Origin of the sequence: Nostoc sp. (assembly GCF_036917415.1) — a bacterium.
GTDB lineage: Bacteria > Cyanobacteriota > Cyanobacteriia > Cyanobacteriales > Nostocaceae > Nostoc.
On the sequence record NZ_JBALDJ010000026.1, the window covers coordinates 31255 to 56927 of the forward strand.

A 25673-nucleotide genomic window follows, 5' to 3' on the forward strand; every position below is an offset into this window, starting at 1 on the left:
AACGCACATGATAATTCCACTGTAGCCAAAGCCTAAATCAAGCTAACATTCTAATAGACCTCTTGCAACCCAAGGGGGAAATTTTTACTTTGTTAAAAATAAAACCACGTAAGATGATGTTGACAATTAGATAACTTGCTGGTTTAGCGGAATTACAATTACAAATTCTGTCCCCTGCCCAGGAGCAGAAATACATTGTAATGTTCCCTGATGTTTTTGGGTGATAATCTGATGACTAATAGATAAACCTAATCCAGTACCTTTATCAACTGGTTTAGTCGTAAAAAATGGTTCAAATAATTGTTTTTGTACCTTTTCTGGAATGCCTATACCATTGTCGCCAATGCAAATAACTACCTGATTTTCGCTAGTGAGTTTAGTCTGAATCCGTATTTGACGAGTAGAGAGCGTTTCTTCCCTTACTTCCCACTCACCATTCTCCACTGCCTCTTCTAAAGCATCGATCGCATTTGCGAGAAGATTCATAAATACTTGATTCAGTTGTCCAGCATAACATTCTACTAATGGCAGGTCGCCGTAGTCTTTAATCACTTCAATTGCTAGATTGTTAGATTTAGGTTTGAGGCGATGTTCCAGAATCATCAACGTATTATCTATCCCATCATGGATATTCACAGCTTTCATTTCTGCGTCATCTAACCGAGAAAAGTTTCGCAGAGATAAGACAATTTCTGTGATTCGTTCCGCACCAACTGTCATAGAAGTTAGCAAGTTGGGCAAGTCTGCGATCAGAAAATCTAAGTCGATCGCTTCTGTTTCTTGTTGAATTTCCTTTGCTGGATTAGGATAGTTTTGCTGGTATAATTGCAGCAATCTTAATAAATCTTGGATATATTGATTGGCATAGCCGACATTGCCATAAATAAAATTGATTGGGTTGTTGATTTCATGCGCTACACCTGCTACCAACTGTCCCAAACTCGACATTTTCTCACTATGCACCAATTGAGATACTAGCTGCTTTGCTTCTTGGCGCAATTGTGCTTCTGAGTATCGCAATATCTGCTCTGCTTGTTTGCGCTGGGTAATGTCGTGGAGAATGACGACATATTCCTGAAAATCCCGATGGGGTCGGTCAGAGATGGAAACTTCCAGAGTTCTATTTTTCCCATTACCGATTAGAATTTGTTCGCTACGCTTTGTCCACTGCTCTGGATAGTAGACTAATGCAGGTAGCCATTTGTTAAGGTGATTTCCCCGCAACTCAGAGGGGTTGACACCAAAGAACGATTCTGTGGCTGGGTTAGCTTGGCGGATAATGCCTCGGTCGTCTACGACTAAAATACCATCTTGGGCGACAGTAAATAGATGTTCGGCGGCTTCTCGCGCTTCTGCGATCGCCACCACTTGCGGTAAACTTGTCCAACAAGCGATCGCTACTCCCACAAATGCCACGCTCATCAGTAGCACCACAAATATATTCTCACCGCCCGCAGTTGCCACTTTATTAAGTTTGACGCCAAATAACCAGCCAACTGCCACAGCGCTGCACAGTAAAAAAATCAGGATGCTCACCTGAAGAATTACTGAATCTTTGATAATTACCACAGGGCGCGTGCGATATCGCCGCATCCACCAATCAGGATGGAAAGCAGGGAAATCCATACGGCGAATTACTGCATCTATTCCCATAACACCAATGGGAAATAATAGCCCAATCAGCAAGTTGAGCCAACCCCAGGCAAATCCGCCCACCAATAGCACCACAACTTCTAACAGCAGAATGGCCAGAGATATGCGAGGAAACAAAACTTCCGGGCGATCGCGCCGCAGCCAAAGCCCCAAATGCAGTAACATAAAGGAGATAAACCAGCCAATGTTACCAACAGCCACAATTCGCGCCACATCTCCCCAAATCAGATAAATTAAGCACAACACCAGTGTTAATGTCAATGCTGGGACAAACACACCTCGACGTGAGACAACAGAAAATACTGGTGAAATGTGGTTATCTAAGGCCAGTTGATACAAAATTCGCGGGCAATTAGAAACCACCGTTGCCGAACCTAGTAGACAAGCAGCTACTAGCAAAAAAGAAACACTTACACTAGCGAATCTTCCCCAAAAGGGCCGGGAAGCCGCCACAAGATTCAGGAAAGCATTGTCTTGAAGGTTGGGATTTGTTGCTAACCGCATCACTACCCAAGACCCCCCCAAAAAGATGGGTGGCATCATCCAGGCGGCAACGTCTAGAAACCTTAGCGTTTGAGTGGGGTTGCGGCTATCGGCGACAAAGGAAGAAGCCGTTTCACAACTGTAGGTTGCATAAGTGACGAAAAAGAACCACTTTGCCCAATCCACGAAGCTCAAAGATGACCAACTGCTAGGAAAAAACCCAGGACTAAAGGGAGAAAACGTTAACCAGCTAAGACCTTGAACACAGAAAGTCATTAGCAGTGCAAAGGCTGGAATTACAAAAAACAAATGTAAAATACTCAGGGCGCGAGTCCCACTAAACGCCACAATAAAAGGTAACAGTGTAAAGCTAATATCCAGAAATATGTCTGGACAGGTAATACCCAGCGCCTGCAAATTTACTTTAATTAAATCTCTGAGTACGATTGTATTCACTGACAGGTAGGAAACCCAATTGAGGAGGTATCCAATTGCTGCATAGCGAGCTAGTCCTGGGTAGTGTTGCAGTAGCTTGGTAGCATAGTTAGGTGTTCCTCCAGCTACATTGATGAAATGCATACCTAAGCGTTTTACCTGATAGTTAAGCAGCATTCCAAAAATCACCGCAGGTATCCAAACAAAAATAGCTTGAGAACCGAGAGCAGCATGAATAACTGGAACCAATGCTGTCCAAGAAATATGAGCTGTCAAACCAAAGCTCCAACTTTCAACAGCACTCAAGCTTCTAGTTAAGCGAGGGGAAGAAGATTGGCCCAATGTGGAATGAGCAAAATGGGACATGATTAGCAGTGTTCGGTGGGATAATGTAATTAAGCTTATTAGCTAGAGTTCCCATCTCTTAAATATTCAGAATAAAAACTTTTTGTACGGAATCATACTTAGATGTTACTACATCTAATCTTTCATCAGAGAAAATTCACTTTACAAGACCAGCGTTTATTGCCCTCATCCCCCAACCCCTTCTCCCAAATTGGGAGAAGGGGAGCCAATTTCAAAGTCCCTCTCCAATTTGGAGAGGGATTTAGGGTGAGGGCTTTTGATTCACGCAAGAAGTCTATTAGCTAATTTTTGAGCGTGTATCTGCCAAGGTGGGAACTTTGACTTCTGTTTCGGCTTGTAAGTCGAAGTCATACCACTCGTTACGCCATTGCAGGCGAAACTTCAAACGCGTCCAGTTAGGTGGTAGATTGGGACAGGCAATGGGGCCAAATTGATTCATGCGAATACCGCCAAACCCAAAAACTACTGCTTGCCATACTCCTCCAGCACTGGCAGCGTGAATTCCTTCGGCTGCGTTCAGTCTCACATCCTCTAAGTCTACCAAGGCCGATCGCAGAAAGTGTGTATAGGCTTCGGTTGGTTGATTGAGGTCGCAAGCTAAGATGGCGTTAATGGCTGGGCCTAATGAAGAACCATAACTGTGGTCGGTGCGTTGGGTGTAATAGTCCCAGTTGGTGGCGAGGGTTTGATGGTCATAACGTTCGCGCAATAAATACAAGAGCATCAATACATCTGGCTGCTTAAGAATCTGCTTTTGGCTGGTAGCTTCAATTCCCAACAAACCTTGCAGAGATTTGCTGCGCGGTTCGTAATCAGCGAGGTTAACGTCTTCTAGCTGGAAAAAGCCTTCAAATTGCTCAATTAAACCCGTTTGAGCATCTTCATTGACAAATAGACGCTCTTGGATTTCCGCCCAATGGTGTAGACGCTCTGTGGTTAAGTTGAGTTTTTGCACTAGTTGGGCTGAGGTTTCAGGATAAGCTTGTTTGAGCCAATCCCACAGCGCCAAAGCTGACTGCAAATGCCACTGTACCATGAGATTGGTGAAGGCATTATTATCAACGCGATCGTGATTTTCATCCGGGCCAATCACATCTAGGATGTCATAGCTGTGGCGCTCTTGGTTCCACTGCACCCGACTTTCCCAGAAAACAGCCGTATCAAGGATAATTTCCGCGCCATAATCGCGCATCCAGTCATCATCGTTGGTAGTCTGCCAGTAGTGTAAAATTGCATAAGCGATATCAGCAGTGATATGCACTTCAATGTCACCGCACCAGATGCGGATTAATTCACCGTTGGCAGCCGGAACCCAGCGCGGAGTGACTTCATCGCCAGTAGTGGCACTTTCCCAAGCAAACATCGCTCCTTGATAACCTGCTTCTTGAGCTTTGCGTCTCGCTCCTGGTAGGGTGTGGTAGCGGTAGGTGAGCAAGTTACGCGCTAAGGCTGGTTGAGTTAAGGTGAGGAAAGGCAGGATGAATATTTCTGTATCCCAAAAGATATGTCCGCTATAGGCAAAACCGGAAAGGGTTTTGGGAGGAATGCTTACCCGGTTGTCGTGACGCGGTGTCACCGCTAGTAATTGGAAGAGATTGTAACGGACGCTCAATTGAGCCAAGCGATCGCCTTCTATAATAATGTCACTGTCTTGCCACACTTGCTCCCATGCAGCAATATGAGCTGCTAATAGGGTAGTATATCTCGGTTCATCAGCGAGTCTTTGTAAGGCGGCGGCAATCGGGATTTCTGTCTCTCGTGAAGTAAACAAGGTGACAATTTTTTCTACAATTACCGTTTTTCCGGGATATAACTCTAAGGTGGTTGTCAAAGTGGGAGAACTAGAAGCATTTTCGATGCTCACGAGTCTAGTCTCGTCACCATCTACCACTAACTTAGCTGCCATCCCAAGTTGAATATCTGAGTGGAGAGTTTGACTGTTTAACCAGATAATCCGATCTATACCACTTTGGTTTAAGGTTCGCCAATGTTTGATGCCTTGAGTATCTGGTTCGCTGTCAAATCCGGCTTCAACGGTAACTTCACCCTCAAAGTCTACCGATGTGATTTGAGCGCGAATTGCCAAAACGTGTTGGTCTGCTAAACTGGTGAAACGCTCGAAGTGAAAATCTAGGATATGACCATTAGGACTACGCCAGCGCACATCACGACTAACTAAGCCTAAGCGTAAATCGAGCCGACGTTCGTAGTTGAGAATCTCACCACTGTCCATGCTAAAGCGAACGCCTGCAACTTTCACCACTAATGGCAGCCAGTTGGGACAGTTTACCAATTCGGTATGAGCAATTGTCACATCATCATAAACACCGTGGATGAGTGTGGCTGGAAAATCTTGGGAATACCCTTCCTCAAACGTACCCCGCACTCCTAACAACCCATTACCAAGAGTGAAGACAGTTTCTTTGTGATGTAACTGCGTCGGATTAAACTCCGTTTCAATAACGTTCCAGTCAGTATTGTCAATTAATTGCTGATTTTGTTGAGAATTGTGAGTGGATACGTTGAGCATGAGTGATAAAACCTCTTGGGGATGGCTGTAAGTAAGATGCAGTAAAATTAGGAGCAATCTTTAAGTGATTAACTCCTTTTCTTTAGCGCTTAGATTAAAAGATAGTCTGAACGCTAAAAAATACGCTTCTGATAAGAGTAACGTTTCAAATTTCATCTGTCTACAGTTAGATTTATTGAAAAATGCCAGTTATAACTCATAAATCTCAACTAGCTACGAATTGATTCAGCTTTTCATCAATTTCTTTCATATTTACAATTCAGGCAAGACGCGATTCATCGCCGTCTCTACAAAGGACTGATTATTGTAAAGACGGCGATTTATCGCGTCTTTGTCTTTGTGATACCATGTCCGGTTAATTAGTTATAATTCCCGTAATCTATGCAGAAACCGGAAAACCCTCTTTCCCCCTGCTCCCTGCCCCCTGCGGTCTTAATAATAAGTCTTTCACCGGACACGATATGATGGACGATTTTTGACTGGTAAAATCTACAGGTGCAGTTAAGTAACGTTTTGTTCTTTTACCAGAAGTGATATATTGGCACTTGACCCGACCGAGTACAAACTATGCATAAGCCCACAGGACAGCAAACTCGAGGTGTTGTACTCAATACTACAGAACAGGAAGGGGGAGTGGGCAGATGAATAAAAATACTGGGCAAGGTAGTGTTTTTTCCCTGTTTCAAGGCGTACATCTAAGTCGCATCTTGGTAGCGTTGTTTCTGCTGCAAATCTGGCTAGCTGTGGGATTGACTGCATACTTATCAATCGGAAACGGGCAAAAAGCAGTTAATGAGGTAGCTAACGAATTACGTCATGAAGTTGCCAATCGAGTCGAGCAGAATTTACAAACTTATTTGGCAACTCCGCGTCAGGTACTACGCAGTAATCAAAATCTTATTAACATGGGGTTGCTGAAGATAGAGAATCTGGCAAGCTGGGAGTCATACTTAATAGAGCAGTTAAAGATTTTTCCAGATGCGTTGGCAATAACTGCAAACAATGAACAAGAATATCTAGCGGTGGAGAAGTTCAACGATCGCCAATCTTTACTCAGAAAAGCCGATAAGTCAACTGGGTACGATCTCTATACCTACATAATTGACTCTCAAGGTCAACGTACTCAATTACCAGAAGTAATCAAAAACTATGATGCGCGATCGCGTCCTGATTATCAAACAGCAGTTACCGCCAAAAAATTCAGCTTTAGTCAGATTTTTACACCCCGCACTGAACCAACACTCCTAATTAGTGCATCTCAACCCATTTATAACTCCCAAGGTGAATTACTCGGAGTCAACAGCACTCTCAATCACATATCACAAATTGGGGATTTGCTGCAAAACATCAAAGTTGGCAAGTCTGGGCAAATTTTTATTATCGAGCGATCGGGGCTATTAGTGGCAAGTTCCACAAGCGAAGAACCATTCCGCTTACAAAATGGTAAACCCATTAGGTTAGCAGCTTCCCAAAGCGGCGATTCTTTGACTCAAGCAACCGCTAAATACTTAAAAACTAAATTTAGTAACTTTGACCAAATTCAAAGTTTACAGCAACTGGATTTTTCCTTGGACGGCAAACGGCAATTTTTAGAAGTTAAACCGTTAGAGGGCGAACCAAATGTCAACTGGTTGATAATAGTGGCTGTCCCAGAAGCAGACTTTATGGGACAAATCAATCGCAACACTCAAACCACAATTTTTCTCTGTTTGGGAGCGTTGGCACTAGCTATTATATTGGGGATTGTTACCGCCCGGTGGGTTACTGTGCCAATTTTGCACTTCAGCAGGGCGACAAAAGATTTAACTGATTTTACCAACAGCGAAGACTCAGTGGTGAAAGTACAAGGCATTCAAGAATTAGAGGTGCTAAGTGGATCTTTTAATGAGATGGCGCAAGATTTACGCAAAACCTTTGCTGCACTGATTAGCAAAAATGAGGATTTAGAACTGCAAGTTAAGCAGCGAACTCAAGAATTACAACAGGAGATTCAAGAACGGATTAACAACGAGCAAAAACTGGAAAAGCATCATCAAGTACTAGCAGAACTGGCAAATCACAAAGCGGTTTTTGAAGGAAATTTAGAAACAGCATTCAAAGTCATCACAGAAAAAGCAGCCAATGCCTTAGAAGTAGAGCGAGTGAGTGTGTGGTTATTCAATAGTGAGCGCACCAAGCTACAATGCATAAGTCTCTATGAACGCAGCAATCAGAGACATTCGGCAGGTTTAGAACACAACCTTGCAGATTATTTAATCTACTTTAAAGCTTTGGTGGTTTCTCGTACCATTGCCGTTTCTGACACTCGCACCGATCCACGAGTACAAGAATTATGGGATAAATTGCTCGAACCAAATAATATTGTATCCCTACTTGATACCAGCCTTTGGGTTGGGGGCAAAATGGTGGGAACAGTATTGTACGAGCAGGTTGATATTCCCCAAAAATGGGAACTGAGCGAGCAAAACTTCATTAGCTCAATCGCGGAAATTGTCGCCCTAACTTTAGAAGTATGCGATCGCAAACGTGCAGAATCCGCTCTGCGTCAGGCTAAAGAAGCTGCCGACGTGGCAAATCGTGCCAAAAGCACCTTTTTAGGAAACATCAACCACGATCTGAGAAATCCCTTAAGCTCCATTCTAGGAATCACAGAAGCACTCAAAGAGCAAGTGTACGGCCCTGTGAGTGAAGAACAGCGCCAGTCTCTAAATATGCTCGAATCTAGCGGTAAAAACTTACTAGAATTAATTAACCAAATCCTTGACTTTACCGACACCGAATCCAGCAAGATAGAGCTGCAACTAGCTGCTACTTCGATTCAGGGATTATCTGACTCTAGCCTAAGTTTTGTCAAACATCTGGCATTCCAGAAAAATATCCGGCTGAGGGTAGAAGTACCTGAAGAACTCGAACCCATTCAAGTTGATGAACCCCGCATCCGCCAAGTATTTATCAACTTATTGACTAACGCGATCAAGTTTACTAAAGAAGGAGGCGAAGTCTGGATTGAAGTTCAGCCAAGTTCCACCAATGAATATATCTTTTTTAGCGTGGTAGATACAGGTATTGGAATGCTTTCTGATGACCTTTTCAAATTATTTCAACCTTTTGTACAAGTTGAAACTGCCTCTAACCCTCGTTCTCCAGGCACTGGTTTAGGATTAGTAATGGTGCAAAAAATTGTCGAGTTGCACGGTGGAACTGTCCATGCCGAAAGTCAGTTAGGTAAAGGTAGTCGATTTACAGTCAAACTTCCTTGGAAAAAGGCGGGAGAATGGGGGAGTTAAGGACTTCCTAATAAAAAATAATTAATCGCAAAATGAGCTGTTGTTAAGCTGTTATTGAGCATGGCAAAAAAATATCTTAATAGTCGTCTTGGATGGAGGAATTGAGTAATTTAATATTTGGAGTTACCTGAGAATTAATATTAATTCAAATGTACTTAGAATCTACTTTTCGAGTATAGCCGTAGTCACACAGGTTAGGACATTTTAAAAGCATGAAAGCTAGGAATAGTAATACTTTTACCTCCTGCCTCCTGCCTCCTGCCTCCTGCCTCCTGCCTCCTGCCTCCTGCCTCCTGCTATAACTCTGTTGTAAATGGACTCTTCTGCGATCGCAAACGAACGCTTTTGTCAGCCCAAAAGCATTGGCCGAAACCTTTCTGATTTCCTCAAACTCCAAAATTTTTCGATCTACCTACTGTAGGTAGATTCCAAGTAAATCAAAGAACATTCAAAATAGTATTACAAATTACTAATAATTTCCGATTGTAGATGAATATCCTGTGTCGCTGTTCCTGGAGATGGAAAAATGGTTTTTATGGAAAGTAAGCGCTTACTCCTCGTTGCTGACTTTCCATCTGTACAACTTGATAAAGACTCTTCTCAAACTTTAGTCCAAATACCGCCTTCACCGCATTGTGAAGTTTGTGTAATTGTTCCAGTTTGCAATGAAGCTCAGACATTGGTAGCAACCCTTACTGCCTTAATACATCAAGTTGATCTACAAGGACAGCTTTTAGATCCCAGACGCTACGAAATAATTTTGTTGGCAAATAATTGTAGCGATGATTCAGCAGCTATAGCTCGGAGTTTCGCGGGGCAACATCCAGATATAGCACTGCATGTAGTTGAAAAAACTCTACCACCTGCACAAGCCTATATTGGTCGAGTGCGGCAGATTTTGATGGATGAAGCATATCGCCGTTTGTCTAGTTTAGGACGTACAAGGGGGGTAATTGCTTCAACTGATGGAGACTCGCAAGTAAGCCCAACTTGGATTGCTGCCAACCTGTACGAAATTAACTGTGGTGCTGATGCTGTCGGTGGGCGAATTATCACTGAGCGTGCTGGTCGTGCGGCTTTAGACCCTTACGCCAGAGCTTGCTTTCTGCGTGAAGTGGGCTACCGCTATTTAATTAGCGAATTAGAAACTTATCTCGATCCCGACCCCTATGACAGCTTTCCTCGCCACTATCAACACTATGGAGCAAGTTTAGCAGTAACAGCAGAAATGTATGCACTGGCAGGAGGCTTACCACCAGTGCGGACTCCTGAAGATGTGGCTTTTTACCGTGCCTTGGTACGGGTAAATGCCCGTTTCCGCCACAGTTTGCTAGTGCGGGTAGTAACTTCGGCAAGACAAATCGGACGTACTAATGTTGGTTTAGCAAATCAACTAAATGAATGGATAGAAATGGGACGGCAACAGCAAGCATTTGTAGTCGAACCAGCAGCGGCTATCGAAACTCGTTTTGTTGCACGTCGCCAATTACGACTGATGTGGTGGTGCGCTCTCAATGGCTATCAGCCATGTTATCCTAGTGTCACATCCTTGGCAGAGATGCTGGGAGTTTCAGCCCAATGGCTTGTCCAGAAATTAACGCAACCTTATTCCTTTGGTCAGTTGTTTGAACTAGTCGAAGAACGCCAGCAAGAAGAACAAACTTGGGCTTCGCGCTGGAAATACGTGGATATTAAACAAGCAATTGGGGATCTGCGCTTGCGTCTTGAGAGTTTGCGTCAGTAATTGCTAAGGGGAAGCGTTACCCGAAAGTAGGGCAACGCTTCCAAAAAAAATATCCGATCATTTTTTAAGCAGGGGAACTCTTAGCAAGGCAAGGAAAAGTCGTTTTAATTCCATAAATTGGATAATTTATTTTTTGAAGTTCCCCTAGAGTAACGCTTAGGGAGATCCAAAGCCGTTTCTTCTAATAGGTAAAACTAAACAGCAAAAAATAAGACTCATTTTATTTCTCAGACTCGCTCGAATAAATCAAGTCGATATTCTTCCTCGCGTTGACCTTTTAAATGCCGCAGTTTATTCGGTGTCAACTCAAAAAACGAGTTATGAACTTCATCTCCACTCAACGGATAATCACGAGCATAGAGTGTCCAATGAACTAAAAGTAGATGTCCTCCAGGTTCTAGGTGTTCTAAAATGTACTGTTGCGATTTTTTCAAGTCTTCCCAGCTCCAGTAATAGCCAACTTCCGAGACTAGAGTTAAATCAAACATTTCATCAGGATATTGCTCTGGGACACGCATAATCTGGAACTTGACATTGGAGAGATGCTGACAGCGCTCTATTGCTTTATCCTGAGCTATTTTTGATACATCAATCGAGAGGAGTGAGTCACAACGCTGTTGCAGTTTCTCAGTTAAAACGCCAATCGAACCGCCGATTTCAAAGGCAGACCGATAGCGCTCTTTGCGTAAAGCTGCGATTGTGGCAGCATATTTGTTAGCTTCGTATTCACTTGTCTCAAATCTCCACGGGTCGAGATTTTCGCTGTAGAGTTTATCGAAGTAGCTGGGTGGTAAGGAGTCGGATTGTGACGGGTTCATAGATTTTCCTCTATATAAACTTCCCAAGGATGAGTGAAGTTCGCTAACATTTCAGGAGTTAAGCGAAAGCCTTCTAGATCGTCGTCAATTAAGTCTGTAATTTGGGAACGATAAGCAGCGATCGCTTGTTGTTTCAACTCCACTACTGCGCTAATATTTAACCGCCAGGTTGTCACCTCAAGAGATGCTGGCAGACTCCCGCGTTGCTCCCAGTCCCAATCCCAAATAGGATATTCAATCAATCGGGGGGATAAGCGCAAATCATCCAGCGCTGCTTTAATTAACTTCCACGTTGCTCGATGGTCTGCGTGAGGGTCATATCGCCACGGTAAAAAGATAATTTGTGGGGCGACTTCTGTAATGTAAGCACGACAACTAGCTACTGCACTTTGATACTGTGTTGTAATTGACCCATCTTGCATTCTCCAAAAGGTGACAGCATTTCCTTCTACACCTAGCAATTTCATTGCTGATAGCGTTTCAGTTTCCCGCAATGCCCGGAGTTTATCAGCGGGATATTTCCGAGAGCGAGGGTGTGAAAGTGTACCATCACTGACAACTAATACTTGCAGATAACAATTTAAAGATCGTAACAAAGCGATCGCACCCCCACAACCTAACGTCTCATCATCAGGATGAGGTGCGACAATTAGTGCGGAACTACAAGCGATCTCGTTAATTGAACGCCAGGGCAAACCACTCGGATTGCTTAGTGGTAATCCAATCAACCTAGATTTATTCATCATTCCAAAGCAATTTAGCAGGATTACTTTCACCCAGAACATACTGCCCTACATTTGCCAAGGATGCATCAAAAGCAGGTTGACGCAGATACAGAGTCAAATCTCGGATGATGCGTTCCATCGGATTTGGTGGCATTAAGCCACGAGTCCCAACAGAACGTTCGCACAACTGCATTACATCAATGCATATTTGCTCAATTGCTGTTCTCACCATGTTTGCATAGGCAACGAGTTGGTCTGCTTGCGGGTGGGGAACTGTGGGATAGCCACCAAATATAGGTGCATACGCTGCTACTTTATCCGCAGCCCCCCGCAGCCAGAGATTACCATTTTCAATGGCGATCGCCATTCTGCCCAGCCGTTCTTTTTGATATGGATCGTTCGTATATTCCAAGTCCTGGAGATACTGGCGAGTCAGGTTAAACAGTGCTTCTGCCCCACCTAATTGCACAGCAGCAAACCGAATCACCCCAACAGATAACCAAGGCTGTCGATAGTAATCTCCTGGCTGTCCAATTAAAGCGCTCCGATCCAACTCTACATCGCTAAAATCTACTTTATAACTAGCAGTAGCTCGCATCCCAGAAGGTTGCCACCAAGCTGGGTCACTAACTGTTGTCACTTCGTCCATCGGTACAATGCATATTTGCCAACCGCCGTCTGGCAATACTCCATTCACGAAAGGACGTTCCACATAGCCTGCGCCAGTACAAAAGGTTTTAGAACCTTCCAACCGATAACGTCCATTCTCACAAGGAATTACCTTAACACCATCTGATGCTTCGGCATTCCAAACGCCAAATATTTTATGATCCTCGCGGGCGTCACGAGCGTAGCTTGTAACTTGTTCTACAGTACCAAAAGTCTGAATCAGTTGCAGGGCGTTGATATGTCCTTCATAAATTCGCCCAACTGCTAGATTGCCATGCCCTATCTGTTTTAATAGTATTAGAAGCTCGTAGGTAACACTAGCATCTATTCCTGCACCCCATCCGCCTAATTCTTTCGCCAATGGTGCAGCCAACAACCCAGCCTTAGCAATTAACTCAAACTCGTGCTTGGGAAAAGCACCATTATAATCTATTACACTGGCGTTATTTGCACAATAATCAGCAATTTCTGTGGCACGTTTGAGATCCAGAGTAATGTTAGAATCATGCCATTTAGGAATAACGACATTCTGTGATAGTTGGATGCTAATAACCGACTCCTTTGTATAATCTTTCTTTATGCATTGTTGATAATAATGAAATTAAGTCGTTTAATACCTCTATCTTTTGTGTGATTATATACTCAATAAAAAGGAGGAAAATTTAAATAACGAACTTTTTACTTATTTACAACTGATACAACGCTTCAACCGCGTCCTGACGCTAGGACGTTAGTTGAAGGTAGGTATATTTATCAACCGAATACAAGATAAGGTAATAAACTTATCAACATTGGTCATCTTTACTCGCTACTCTCAATTCTACCAAAGAAAGAGACTGAATATTAACGCAGCTTAGACAGTTCCCTTGTAAAGTCAAGTTCAAAGGCAACGAACTAAGTACAGAACGTGATTAAAAAGGGACAGAAATCAAGCCGCAGTTATCAGGTTATGTGAAGAGAAATCATTAAGTATTTTAGTTCGGCTCCTTGATAAAATTTTGACCCTTTTTTCTGACGAGCTGTACTAAGCTATGTGACGATAAGTAGTAAATGGTAATCCAGTGCGTTGCTTTACGTCAATCAATGATTTATACTCACCTCGTTGCTGCCTTTCGGCAACAATTTGTTCTGCGATCGCTCCATCTAATCCACAGTTAATCAATTCATCAATTGAATATGTGTTTAATCGTTTCCAAGAAAAATCAGCTTCTTTTTTGTAGTTGTAGCTAAAAGTAATTAGTGGTGTAATTCGAGTTACCTGCTTTTCGGGAATTCCGGCTATTTCGATTAACTCTTCTACATGAGTGAAAACATATCCCTCATTCATCAATGATTCGATGTTATTTGCATAAACTATCGGTAGCCCTAAATAGTTAACTAGTTCATGTTTAGAGCATTCATTAATATCTACCTTATCACGAGTACTAGCAACTAACTTTGCTAGCTCTTGTTCTTCGGGAATTGGTAAGTTTTTTGGATAAGTTTTAACTAAATAAGATTTTTTCAGGTAGAAAGCAACGCCAATTTGGGCTAGCCAGATTGCAACTGCTAAACTATTTGCCGATAAAGCTAAAGCTAAAGTAGAGGTGCTAATTCCTATGACAATCCAAGTATTAGTCTTGGATTTATAACCTGCATAGGCAATAGCAAATCCCCCAAATGTCGGAATTAATGATAACCACACCCAAGCAGGAGTTTGTTGGAACCAAGATTTAGATTGTGACACGGTAAATCAACTTATGATTTGAATTTACAAAGATTTCAGAAGTTTTTGCCGCTTTTCCTCATACTCTTCTGCAGTAATTATCCCAGAATCAAAAAGAGTTTTTAAATCAGCTAAGGCACTGGTTGCATCTTTAGCAGATACTGCTCCACCTGCGCTTGCTAGACCTCGATTATACTTTGTATTGAATTCGGTATCTGACATTATAATTAGCCCGAAGAACTCAACAAAGGCTATTAAAGCTGGAATACAAGTCCAGCAAAACAATAAGTACAAAATCCCTGCTACATTTTCTCCTAAATAAAATTTGTGAATACCCAGCCCTCCGCCAAAAAAGCAAAGCAGAATTGCTGTAGATTTAGTCTTCATGGTATTTCCTTACTTAATAAAATCTAATAAATATTTATTGGCGTATAATACAAAAAAACTTTTTGACGCTTTTTGATTATTTATGTGGTTTACTAGCAAACCTTGCTGTCAAAAAATGAATAACAATTATACATAGCTGAGATTCCATTAAGACTAAATATCCTTTAACTATGTAGTTTAAATCTAGGTTGGAATTGAAATAAAAAATCAGAGAACCAATTGCTAGATATGGAACTAAACGCAACTGATGAAGTTTAAATTTGAGTTTTTGGTTATTCAAGTTGCTCATCAGTAGATAAAATTATGTTGAGCAATAATTGTTTATAAACAATCGAGCGGTTATTACAAATTTGCTTGGCTTAACAGATATTGACTGTTATTTAAAGCTAATTGTAGTTAATTTCTATCTGTTAAACCTCACGAATTTTACCGACTTTACTTATAGTTACATCGATATAGTTACGTAAAGTTTCTGATGACTAAAGTAAAATGCACAGCAGAAAAAATCACTTAAGTTTTGCCTTATTTGGTGTTTTAGACAAGAGAACAATGTAAAATTCAAGCACGACAGCGATTAGCAGTTCTTGTTCTACTCTGCATAATTCCTGTTCGTGCCTAAAAACCTGCTAAAAACAGGCTTTGTTTCAATAGTGCAGACTTAAGTCTGAGGCGCTTTTATGCAGTTGTAGCATCCTTAATAGTTGCTTCCTCTAAAGTCGCTTTCAAGCGTGTTGCTCTGCTTTTACGGATGCGATCGCTTTTGCGAACACCACCCGCCATCTGATATTCATGACTGTCTTTACCGTACTTAAAGGCAACTCCCAGGAGCATTTTTTCACTCAGATCGCTCAAAGTTTTTTCCAACTCTTTCATCTCACTTTTATAAGAGTCAATTACAGCCAGAGTGGTATTATAAGCATCTATTTTACTGCGGTACTGCTGAATTACTTGTGCAACATTTTGCAAGTTGCGAGCATCCCCAAAATCCATGCTGGGATCGATTGCTTTAAGTCCGGCGATTCTCAATTCAGCTTTTTCTAGAACGCGATATGTACGCTTTTGACGAGGCATAATTATGTTCTTTTTATGGTGTTCTAGAGCTAGCTTGCCTTAATAAAGCCTAATTTTGGTTGGGTAAAACCCACAAAATTTAGTGTTTATTATAACAATATATTCAGTAATATCAACTAAAACTAGGATGTTTGTAACGAAAATCGTCGTGATGGTAACTAAATTCGTAACATTGTAACGAAAATTATGATGTTTATAACAAAAATCGTCGTGATGGTAACTAAATTCGTTATTTTAGTAACAAATTTGTAATAATGTAACGAAAATTGTAGTGATGGTCATTAAACAGCTTTACCCAAGCGATCGCTCTACTGCGACTGTTAACCCGGATTTCTCACTTGTGAGAAAAAATCATTTATATAAACTGGATGACACGGATTTATTTTATTTAAAGGCGCGTCCACTTCGTCCACTTGCCATACTTAAAACTGCTAGAATCCTTTTGCAACATAAATTTGGCAGTTTTTGACCTCTATTTTTTAAAGTCTTGTGAGAAATCCGGGTTAAATATCCTTAATTTAATGCTGGCATATCTCAACGAACTTAACTGCGATCGCAAAGAAACTGAACCAGATAATCCAACTTCCAAAGAGATGCCAAAGCTATAACTTGTTAATACCTAAAATAGCAAAAATCATTGACACGCTAAGTATATAGGCAATAAAATTATTATAGTTGAACCTAACGATAGAGTTAATCAAAATATTTTTCCCAGAGAATAATAGACAAGCAATATTAAAAATAATTTGGATAAAACAATGAACGCCAAAATTATTGCTTTCTTGGGGATTACGGCAGCCTTTACAAGCTTAGGAAGCCAAGTCTATGCCCAATCACCAGCATCAAACTCAAATCCCGGACAATACAGATTAACTGGTGATTCTCTAGTTGGAATCGATCGGAAAACAGCCCAAGATGACTTTAGAAGTTTTTTTGAGCAAACGAATCCAGCAAGTATTTCCAACAATAATAGAAGAGACAATAAAGCTCCAGCCCAAATCCGCTTTAACGAATCATTATCACAGCCAGACACTTCGGTTTTCTTAACACCAGCTCAGTCAGGCAGTGACAATGATGGACTGCAAGTACAGCTAGATATAAGGAGAGAATAATCAGGTATAAAGGCTGACGCTGTAGTTTTAATTAATTATGCGTTTCCCAAAATCCTTGCTAATAGTCTGTCAATTTGAAATTGATGGGTAAGCAAGTTTGTAGTAAGAACTTTAGTCCTTAATTTTCTAAGCACTAAAGTCCTTACTACAAACCCTTAAAACTAGGTTAGACATTGTACTAGTGGTCTGTCCCATTAATTCTGAGAATTAAGAGAACGAACCGCATTCGCGTTAGCGTCTCCCCTTGGGAGAAGGACGCAAAGAGCGCGAAGTTAAAAGGTAAAGAAGAGAAATTTAAAACTGATTCACCTAGCAAAATTAATGGGACAGACCACTACTAGTGGTCTGTCCCATTAATTTTGCTAGGTAAACTCATTTTTAATCTCTCTGTTTTTCTCCTACTCTGTGTTCTCTGCGCCTCTGTGGTTCGTTCCTTTACCCCTCAGAATTAATGACACAGACCACTAGTTATGATTAGGACTTACGCAAAATATCTCTCAAACTCTGATTTCTCCGTGCCGCGCCAGTTGCTACAAGTCGGGGAACCCGCCCAACGCACTGGCTTCTCTGTGCCTCTGCGGTTCGTTATTCCGTAACTTGTGCGTAAGTCCTAATGATGTCCGGCAAAAGTGTATTCCCGCCATACTATGCTAAATCTGAGCACTAGACAAAGACATTACTACCGACTACCAGATTTGTCGCGGTGAAATTATCCAAAGTCACAAATGTGTCAGTGTAATCCTTACCGTAACTAACTTGTGTAGAAGTACCCAATTGTACAAAATGTAGGTAGCCATCACCGATGGGATTGCTGCCAGTGTAGCCCAGACTCTTAAACAGATCAGTGAGGACTAACTTATCCTCGCTCTGATGAAAGTCAGTGATTGTATCACTGGGAACGGTCAAGGTTTGGTAGATGAACTGGTCATGACCGCTACCACCAGTTAGGATATCTTTACCTGTACCACCAATAAGAATGTCATCGCCAGCACCACCAAGTAGGGTATCATTACCTGTACCACCGCGTAATAGGTCATTGCCACTCTTGCCGTCGATGCGGTCATCACCCCCCTGACCATTAATGACATCATCTGAGTTATCAAAGCCATTGACATTATTGTTCAGGTCATTGACAAAGGTGACTGTGTTTTTGTTGAAGACGGTGCTTTGGGTGGAATTGGCATTAAAGACATCAAAGCTATCACGAATGCTGCTTTGCCCATCAAACAGGATATTGCCGACGCTAGAAAGGTTGTCTAAGTTTTCCAGGGCAAAGTTTTGCAGGATAACTTTGTCATCAGCTACGCCTTCAAAAGTGATTTCCAGATTGTTACTATTCTGGGTGAGTAGCAGATTTCGGGCAGTCAATCCAGCCCCTTGGAATTTGAGTGTATCTAATTCGCCAACGATTGCTGCCGATGGATTTGAGCCTTTTCCTAACTCACCGAAATCGCTGATAGTATCAACACCGTCACCTAAGTTGTAAACAAATTTATCTTTACCACCGCCACTAGTTAGGAAGTCGTTGTCTTGATTACCTGTGATGATATCGTTCCCGCCTTCAGCATCAATTATGTCAGCGTAGTTGTTGCCCACTAAATTATCAGCGCCACTGGTTCCAATCAAACCGTTGAACTCTAATGCACCAATGTCAAGTGTACCCTCAGATATTCTGTCAAATCCAGCGCCGCGTTGGTCAGTGGTGATACCTGCTGGAATCAGAGCATTATTGCCTGCGTTAATGGCGGGACTATCTACAAGTAAGGCATGGGTAGGGGTTGCACCACCGTTATTTTGCAGTGGGCTAAGTTTGGGATCGATAGGGTTGGCGCTGCTGCCAACGATGCTGCTGGTAGTAAAACCAGCGCTACCAGTGTTATCTCCAATCAGGTTATTACCGTCGTCGGTGAAGTCGCCGGAAACGTCGGGGTTGATGTCGCCGCCGTAGAGATTCCTGTTGTTGAAGTTGCCTGCAATGATGGTGTTCGCAACAATCACACTCCCGCCACCAGAAACACCTCCACCAGTGCCGCCCCCCCAGTTGTAAAGGTCTTCTGCGGTGTTATTGGTAATCGTGGTGCTGTTCAGATTGAGGATACCTGAGCTAGAGATGCCGCCACCGTCCCCTCCACTTGCCCTATTGCCAGAGACAGTACTGTTGGTAATGTTAAGGCTGCCTGAGTTGGATATGCCGCCTCCAGAAAGTGCTGAATTACCAGAGATAGTGCTATTACTCAAGCTGACACTGCCAGAGTTAAAGATGCCACCACCGTATGAGGGGTAAGGGTCAGGTTCATAACGAGACTGACCACTGGCGTAAACCCCATTACCAGAGACAGTGCTTTCTGTAAGGCTGAGAGTACCTATGTTAAATATGCCTCCACCGACGGGAGAGGAGTTATTACCAGAGACAATGCTTTGTGTAAGGCTGAGGTTGCCTTTGTTAAATATGCCTCCGCCTAAGAATGACCCAATGTTATTAGAGACAGTGCTTCCCGTCAGAGTGAGAGTGCCTTTGTTAAAGATGCCGCCTACCGCCCCCCTGTTGCCAGAGACAATGCTTTGCGTCAAGTTGAGGCTAGTATTGTTATTAAGCAAAATACCGCCAAAGGGATCGTTAGCATTAGCAATCTTCAAGCCATCAATGCTGGCATCTGTCCCTGTCCCCGATATCTCAAACACGCCGGAGGCATTATTTCCACTGACGATCAGGTTTGCTGCCCCAGTCCCCAAAAGGGTAATATCATCGGTAATTGTTAGTTTCCCTGTGGTGAGGGCGATCGTATCTGGAGTGGCATCACCAAAAACTCCTGCAAAGGTAATAATATCTGTCCCAGTAGTAGCATTGGCATTGAGGATAGCCTGCCGCAACGACCCGTCTCCAGAATCGTTGGTATTAGTTACAACGAAATCATTGGCTGCGATCGCCACCGTCGCACTATAATCCACATTATCGATTTGGTAAGCTGAATCTGCTGCCAAGGTGAGGGTAAGATTTTCTGCCGTTTCTGCCTGAATATCATTGACAGGCGTCAGGGTGATATCTACATAGCTTTGCCCATCAGCAATCACAATACTGTTGCCGCTGACAGGGTTGCCACTCACGCTGAGGTTGTAGTCTGCGATACTGGCATTACCATTGGCAGAGAAGTTAAGTGTTAATGCCCCACTGCTATTACTGCGGCTGATGCGGTAAATGCCAGTATCGCCACTGTTTTCATCGGCAGTGTTATCAGTTGCGATGATCCTGATGGTGGGTACGAGGGGATCGGGATTATCCGGTAGCGTAATTATGGTAGGCTGGACTTCATAAGCACCAATATCAATTGCAACGCCGGATATCCTGTCAAATCCAGCGCCTCTTTGATCGGTGCTGACACCAGCAGGAACTAGGGAATTATTGCCAGCATTAATAGCGGGACTATCTGCAAGTAAGGCATGAGTAAAGCTTGCCCCACCGTTATTTTGCAGTGGCCCGATTTTTGGGTCAATGGGACTGGCGATTGTGCCAACGAGAGTGCTGGTGGTAAAGTTAGTACTATCAGTATTATCGCCAATCAAATTATTGCCAAAGTCAGCGACGTCACCGGACACGTCAGGGTGTATATCACCGGAGGTGGAGTTGTCAAAGTTACCTGCAATAATGGTGTTACTAACCTTCATGGGGCTACCATAATTTGCAACACCCCCACCATTGCCATCTGAGTCGGCTATGTTGCTAGTAATTGTGGTGTTGATCAGAGTGAGGTTGTCGCCTGAGTAGCTGCCAGAATCATAGATGCCACCACCTTCATCAGTCGCCGTATTGCCAGAGATGGTGCTGTTAGTTAGAGTAGCTGAACCGCCACCATAGCCACCATCATCTCCGTTAACGATGCCGCCGCCGGAGTTTGCCGTATTACCAGAGACAGTACTTGCCGTTATGTTGAGAGTACCGCCCTTATTGTATATGCCGCCACCGTAGTTTGCCGTATTGCCAGAGACAGTACTTGCCGTTATCTTGAGAGTAGCGACTTTTGCGTTGGAACCGTCATTATAGATGCCACCGCCGAAGTGACCCGTATTGTCAAAAACACGACTTCCCGTAAGGCTGAGGATGCTACTGTTATAGATTCCGCCTTTAGTATTACTAAAGACAGTACTTCCCGTTAGATTGAGGATGCCGTTATTAGAGATGCCGCTTTCCTCTGTATTGCCAGAAATACTGCTTCCTGTCAGGCTGAGGATGGAATTTGAATTGATTTGAATACCGCCGCTAGCGATCGCCAGGCCATCAATAGTAACACCTGTCGCTAGTCCCGATATCTCGAATACTCTGGAAGTATTATTACCACTCACAGTCAGCTGAGATACGCCAGTTCCCAAGATGCTCAGATCATCGGTAATGGTCAGTTTTCCAGAGGTGAGGGTTATTACATCTGGGGTGGTATCAGTAAACACTCCTCCAAAGGCGATCGCATCATTCCCAGCAGTAGCATTAGCTAAGTTAACTGCCTCCCGCAGTGTCGTGATACCATTATTCGGATCGCCATCATCTGCGTCCCCGGTACTATTTACCGTAAAGGTTGCCAGTACTCCCGCGTAAGCTTCCCGCGTCGTTTCTGAAAACGCTAGAGTCAGTTCCATATCACTGGTGCGTACTTCCAGTTCCCAGTTACCTCCTAATGCCGCATTGCCAATCCGCTGACGGGAAGCAGCAATATTCGCTCCCGTAAGTTGGTGCAGTTTGGCAATAAATTCTGCCCCCAGATCGCCGTCAGCTACGTTGCAACCATAGATGAGTAAGTTGGCTACTGTTGTAGCAGATGTAACTAATGGTTTAACGGTTTTAGATAAGGTGGAAAATATCTTCTGCCATTGTTGCAGTTGCTGGCTATGGTATTCAAGGGTATCAAGTCCCAAGTGAGTGTTACCCAGTTGCAAGCTACCGGGGGCACCGTGGCAAACAATATGAATACTACTAAGATCCTGGTCAGCGCGAGTTGCCAAAATCTGCGTAATTTGCTTAACACCGTTCTGTGTCGGGTCAATAACGAATACTTCGCTGTTGGGGATAACACCGTTAATTAAACTCTGGTAGTCTTCAACTGCCGTGTCAATGAAGACCAGGTTATGCGTATATAAGGTGGGAATTACGGAATTTAATTGGAAGTGTGGAGTATGTAACGTTGCCATTTTGTTAGCTTAAACTAAGGTTATGAGTTCAACTAAAACTGACTGAAGCTTTGTCATTACAGGGTTTTCACACAGTTATTAACAGTAATAATGAATTATTTTTTACCATTAATTTCCTTTTTTATCATCAGGCCAATTGCTGTTTTTGTAAAGCAATATTTCAAGAGCGCCCATAAATGAACTAGTACCATGCGGCGTAAATACACATACCATTTTTAAGCCTTGCAGTCTGCCGAATTTTCGTAGCTTTTAATGGTCTGCTTACTTTTGCCAAGCTGTACTAGGCATAATTCCTAAATTGTACCTAGTACTTTGTCACTGTTATCTGTAATAGTATTCAGGGGAATATTTTTACTTAAATCAAAATAGCTTTATTAGAAAATATCGTTCAGACAACGGCAGTTTTTGCCGATCGTACTGCCTCCTCTAACAGAATAAAGTTTTGCACCTGACTCAATCCGCCTTCCTGAGTCGATAATTATGCAATCGTTTTGCAGTAAAATTAATCGTCAAGATAGAGGAGGGCTTTGAGATGACTCGTGTCATCATTGTGCGCCACGGTCAAAGCGGTTATAACACCGAGCGGCGTATCCAAGGACGCACTGATGCGTCAACATTAACCGAAAAAGGTCGTAACGATGCCAGTAAAGTAGGCAAAGCCCTCAGCAATATCTTATTTAATACGATTTACAGTAGTCCCTTACAACGAGCGAAACACACAGCAGATATTATCCATAGTGAGTTAGCTACTCAGGCTAAACAATCTGCTGTACTCCAAGTTTCTGATTTGCTGCTAGAAATCGACCTACCTTTATGGGAAGCATTGCTGACTGCTGAAGTTAAGCAAAAATTTGCTGAAGACTACCGCACTTGGCATCAACACCCCGACAAACTGCGGATGCTGCTTAATGATGCAGAAGGAACAAGAGAACATTTTCCCGTTCTTGCTTTATACGAACAAGCACGGCAGTTTTGGCAAGAAATTTTGTCCCAACATCAAGGTGAAACTATTCTCATCGTGGGACATAACGGAATTAATCGCGCCTTAATTAGCACAGCGTTAGGAATCCCCCCCAGTCGTTACCACTCAATACAGCAATCTAACTGTGGCATCACCGTATTAAATTTTGCTGGAGGATTGGGCGAACCAGTCCAGCTAGAATCCTTAAATCAGACGCAACACACCGGAGAAACTCTACCTTCATTGCGACCGGATCATCAAGGAGTACGATTGTTACTAGTGCGTCACGGTGAAACCGACTGGAATCGCCAAACCAGGTTTCAAGGACAAATTGATGTCCGTCTCAACGATAACGGTAGACAACAGTCACAAAAAGCAAGCAAATTTCTCCAAGAAGTAGCAATTGATAATGCTTGCAGTAGCACAATGCTGCGCCCTAAAGAAACAGCAGAGATTATCTTAAAACAACATCCGAATGTAAAGTTAGAATTGCAAGATGGTTTAAGAGAAATCAGTCATGGTCTCTGGGAAGGAAAATTAGAAACAGAGATAGAGCAAGAGTTTCCGGGAGAATTGCAGCGATGGCGGCTGATACCAACGCAAGTCCAAATGCCTGAAGGGGAGAATTTGCAACAGGTGTGGGAGCGCAGCGTTGCAGCTTGGCAATCAATTCTGCAAGCAGCATCAAATAATCAGTTCAAAACTGTATTAGTAGTAGCTCATGACGCTACTAACAAAACCTTGCTTTGTCACATTCTGGGTTTATCGCTGGAAAATTTCTGGAGTTTTCGCCAGGGTAATGGTGCAGTCAGTGTTATCGACTACCCTGCTGGAATCGATGGTTTACCAGTACTGCAAGCGATGAACATCACTTATCACTTTGGTGGAGGCGTACTAGATAAAACAGCAGCGGGGGCATTGTGAGTGCTGAGTATTGAGTGCTGAGTGCTGAGTGAGGAGTTAGGAGTTAGGAGTGAGGAATGAGGAATAAAGTTAGAAGCGATGACTGAAGAACAAATAACTCATAAGTAGCTAGACGTAAATAAATTAAAGTTTGTAGTAAGGACTTTAGTCCTAATAATCCTTGCTTTAAGCGATGAATCGCTCGCTACAAACTAAGATTTTACTTTATGTTTAATTATGCCTACCTACTTAACTCCTAACTCATAACTAAAAACTTTTATGACTGAACTGCTGCAAAAAGTACGGGTAATTGATCCTGTTTCTGAAATCGACGAACTCTTTGATGTGCTGATTACTGATGGTTATATCCGAGAAGTGGCTTCGCACATTTCTGATATCAGTTCCGATACTCAAATCAAAGATTGTCAGGGATTAGTTCTCGGCCCTGGATTAGTTGATTTGTACAGCCACTCTGGTGAACCTGGCTTTGAAGAACGGGAAACCCTCTTGTCTTTCTTACAAGCTGCTGCTGCTGGCGGCTTTACCAGAGTTAGCATTTTACCCGATACATCCCCAGTTATTGATAACCCTGCGCTTGTGGCACAGTTGCAGCAGAAAAGGGCAGAGGGGCACAAAAGCAGAGGAGCAGAGAAGAATTTGTCCCCTCTGCTCCCCTGCTCCCCTGCTCCCCTGCTTCATCTCTGGGGTGCTATCACCGTAGATGTTGCTGGGAAGCAGATGACAGAATTGGCAGATTTAGCGTCTGCTGGAGTTGTTGGTTTTACTGATGGTAAACCTTTAGAAAATTTAGCGCTGGTGCGGAGAGTGTTAGAGTATCTCCAGCCATTGGGTAAACCAGTAGCATTTTGGCCTAGCGATCGCCAGTTAACAGCCAATGGTGTAATGAGAGAAGGGACAGATGCTCTGCGTTTTGGTTTACCTCCAATACCCGCCAGCGCTGAAACTACTGCGATCGCAGCAATGCTTGAATTGGTTGCAGCCATCGGCACACCAATCCATATCATGCGTGTCTCTACAAATCGCAGCGTGGAATTAATCGCTTCAGCGAAAGCGGCTGGTTTACCCATCACCGCCAGCACCACCTGGATGCACCTTTTACTTGATACCAAAGCAGTTAAGAGTTATCACACCAGCTTGCATTTAGATCCGCCTTTAGGTAATCCCAGTGATATGGCGGCGTTGCGTGCAGGGGTACGTGCGGGTGTAATCGATGCGATCGCTATCGATCACACACCCTACAGCTACGAAGAAAAAGTCCAAGCCTTTGCCGAAGCACCCGCTGGGGCAATTGGTTTAGAGCTAGCATTACCTTTACTGTGGCAATATCTCGTTGAAACTGAGGAATTTACAGCTTTAGAATTATGGCGGGCATTGAGTACCAATCCAGCAGAGTGTTTGGGGCAAAAAGTAAGTGCGATCGTACCTCATCAACCAGCAGAACTTACTTTATTCGACCCCCAGCAAACCTGGAAAGTCGAACGTAAAAGTCTTTATACACTTTCACAAAATACACCTTGGTTAGGACAGCAGTTAAAGGGTCATGTTGTGCAAACTTGGTGTTGAAAAAGCATACTTAAAACTACGGAATATAACTAATATCCTAAAAGATTAAGATAGATTTCCTTTAC

General features: G+C 42.9%; 15 protein-coding genes. 6 read left to right on the plus strand and 9 right to left on the minus strand.

Annotation, left to right across the window (positions count from 1 at the left end):
- Window positions 1–126: 126 nt before the first annotated feature.
- Both V7K41_RS04910 and V7K41_RS04915 read right to left on the minus strand, forming a co-directional pair.
- Window positions 127–2937: an ATP-binding protein gene (locus V7K41_RS04910; RefSeq protein ID WP_334846045.1), complete on the minus strand. Its 2811-nt coding sequence runs from the start codon at window positions 2935–2937 to the stop codon at window positions 127–129.
- A gap of 277 nt (window positions 2938–3214) precedes the next feature.
- The gene (locus V7K41_RS04915; protein ID WP_334846107.1) at window positions 3215–5467 is read right to left on the minus strand and encodes a glycoside hydrolase family 65 protein; all 2253 of its coding nucleotides are present in this window, start codon (window positions 5465–5467) and stop codon (window positions 3215–3217) included.
- Between the two features lie 641 nt (window positions 5468–6108).
- Between V7K41_RS04915 and V7K41_RS04920 the strand changes: the two genes are divergently transcribed.
- Both V7K41_RS04920 and V7K41_RS04925 read left to right on the plus strand, forming a co-directional pair.
- On the plus strand, window positions 6109–8754 hold the full coding sequence (locus V7K41_RS04920) for a sensor histidine kinase (RefSeq protein WP_334846046.1): 2646 nt from the start codon (window positions 6109–6111) through the stop codon (window positions 8752–8754).
- Window positions 8755–9289: 535 nt separating this feature from the next.
- Window positions 9290–10498, plus strand: a complete 1209-nt coding sequence (locus tag V7K41_RS04925; RefSeq protein WP_334846048.1) for a glycosyltransferase family A protein — start codon at window positions 9290–9292, stop codon at window positions 10496–10498.
- A 227-nt stretch (window positions 10499–10725) separates the two neighbouring features.
- Here V7K41_RS04925 and V7K41_RS04930 read toward each other — a convergent pair whose 3' ends face one another.
- The 6 genes from V7K41_RS04930 to V7K41_RS04955 all read right to left on the minus strand — a co-directional run bounded on the left by V7K41_RS04930 (window position 10726) and on the right by V7K41_RS04955 (window position 15873).
- Window positions 10726–11316 (minus strand): SAM-dependent methyltransferase, encoded by a 591-nt coding sequence (locus tag V7K41_RS04930; protein WP_334846049.1) that lies wholly within the window; start codon window positions 11314–11316, stop codon window positions 10726–10728.
- Window positions 11313–12062 (minus strand): PIG-L deacetylase family protein, encoded by a 750-nt coding sequence (locus V7K41_RS04935; RefSeq protein WP_334846051.1) that lies wholly within the window; start codon window positions 12060–12062, stop codon window positions 11313–11315. The genes V7K41_RS04930 and V7K41_RS04935 overlap by 4 nt, the downstream gene beginning before the upstream one ends.
- Complete coding sequence (locus V7K41_RS04940; protein WP_334846109.1) at window positions 12052–13290, minus strand: acyl-CoA dehydrogenase family protein; 1239 nt, start codon at window positions 13288–13290, stop codon at window positions 12052–12054. The genes V7K41_RS04935 and V7K41_RS04940 overlap by 11 nt, the downstream gene beginning before the upstream one ends.
- 444 nt (window positions 13291–13734) lie before the next feature.
- Window positions 13735–14436: a helix-hairpin-helix domain-containing protein gene (locus V7K41_RS04945; protein ID WP_334846053.1), complete on the minus strand. Its 702-nt coding sequence runs from the start codon at window positions 14434–14436 to the stop codon at window positions 13735–13737.
- A gap of 24 nt (window positions 14437–14460) precedes the next feature.
- Window positions 14461–14802, minus strand: a complete 342-nt coding sequence (locus V7K41_RS04950) for an NINE protein (protein ID WP_334846055.1) — start codon at window positions 14800–14802, stop codon at window positions 14461–14463.
- A gap of 675 nt (window positions 14803–15477) precedes the next feature.
- Entirely contained in the window at window positions 15478–15873 is a 396-nt protein-coding gene (locus tag V7K41_RS04955) for a hypothetical protein (protein ID WP_334846056.1), read from the minus strand.
- A 455-nt stretch (window positions 15874–16328) separates the two neighbouring features.
- Here V7K41_RS04955 and V7K41_RS04960 point away from each other — a divergent pair, with 455 nt between their 5' ends.
- Both V7K41_RS04960 and V7K41_RS04965 read left to right on the plus strand, forming a co-directional pair.
- Complete coding sequence (locus V7K41_RS04960) at window positions 16329–16481, plus strand: hypothetical protein (RefSeq protein WP_334846058.1); 153 nt, start codon at window positions 16329–16331, stop codon at window positions 16479–16481.
- Between the two features lie 150 nt (window positions 16482–16631).
- A complete protein-coding gene (locus tag V7K41_RS04965; protein ID WP_334846060.1) occupies window positions 16632–16985 on the plus strand; it encodes a hypothetical protein in 354 nt (117 codons plus the stop codon).
- A gap of 663 nt (window positions 16986–17648) precedes the next feature.
- Here the strand turns inward: V7K41_RS04965 and V7K41_RS04970 are convergent.
- Window positions 17649–22160: a DUF4347 domain-containing protein gene (locus tag V7K41_RS04970; RefSeq protein WP_334846062.1), complete on the minus strand. Its 4512-nt coding sequence runs from the start codon at window positions 22158–22160 to the stop codon at window positions 17649–17651.
- 532 nt (window positions 22161–22692) lie between these two features.
- Here V7K41_RS04970 and V7K41_RS04975 point away from each other — a divergent pair.
- Both V7K41_RS04975 and V7K41_RS04980 read left to right on the plus strand, forming a co-directional pair.
- Window positions 22693–24045, plus strand: coding sequence for a histidine phosphatase family protein (locus V7K41_RS04975; protein ID WP_334846063.1), 1353 nt, complete (start codon window positions 22693–22695; stop codon window positions 24043–24045).
- Window positions 24046–24303: 258 nt separating this feature from the next.
- Entirely contained in the window at window positions 24304–25608 is a 1305-nt protein-coding gene (locus V7K41_RS04980) for a dihydroorotase (RefSeq protein ID WP_334846065.1), read from the plus strand.
- Window positions 25609–25673 lie beyond the last annotated feature (65 nt).

Bases quoted from the DNA above. Each gene is read 5' to 3' on its own strand.
- V7K41_RS04955 (WP_334846056.1), bottom strand. From the start codon at position 15,873: ATGCCTCGTCAAAAGCGTACATATCGCGTTCTAGAAAAAGCTGAATTG.
- V7K41_RS04935 (WP_334846051.1), bottom strand. From the start codon at position 12,062: ATGATGAATAAATCTAGGTTGATTGGATTACCACTAAGCAATCCGAGT.
- V7K41_RS04915 (WP_334846107.1), bottom strand. From the start codon at position 5,467: ATGCTCAACGTATCCACTCACAATTCTCAACAAAATCAGCAATTAATT.
- V7K41_RS04975 (WP_334846063.1), top strand. From the start codon at position 22,693: ATGACTCGTGTCATCATTGTGCGCCACGGTCAAAGCGGTTATAACACC.
- V7K41_RS04930 (WP_334846049.1), bottom strand. From the start codon at position 11,316: ATGAACCCGTCACAATCCGACTCCTTACCACCCAGCTACTTCGATAAA.
- V7K41_RS04925 (WP_334846048.1), top strand. From the start codon at position 9,290: ATGGAAAGTAAGCGCTTACTCCTCGTTGCTGACTTTCCATCTGTACAA.
- V7K41_RS04950 (WP_334846055.1), bottom strand. From the start codon at position 14,802: ATGAAGACTAAATCTACAGCAATTCTGCTTTGCTTTTTTGGCGGAGGG.
- V7K41_RS04980 (WP_334846065.1), top strand. From the start codon at position 24,304: ATGACTGAACTGCTGCAAAAAGTACGGGTAATTGATCCTGTTTCTGAA.
- V7K41_RS04920 (WP_334846046.1), top strand. From the start codon at position 6,109: ATGAATAAAAATACTGGGCAAGGTAGTGTTTTTTCCCTGTTTCAAGGC.
- V7K41_RS04970 (WP_334846062.1), bottom strand. From the start codon at position 22,160: ATGGCAACGTTACATACTCCACACTTCCAATTAAATTCCGTAATTCCC.
- V7K41_RS04910 (WP_334846045.1), bottom strand. From the start codon at position 2,937: ATGTCCCATTTTGCTCATTCCACATTGGGCCAATCTTCTTCCCCTCGC.
- V7K41_RS04965 (WP_334846060.1), top strand. From the start codon at position 16,632: ATGAACGCCAAAATTATTGCTTTCTTGGGGATTACGGCAGCCTTTACA.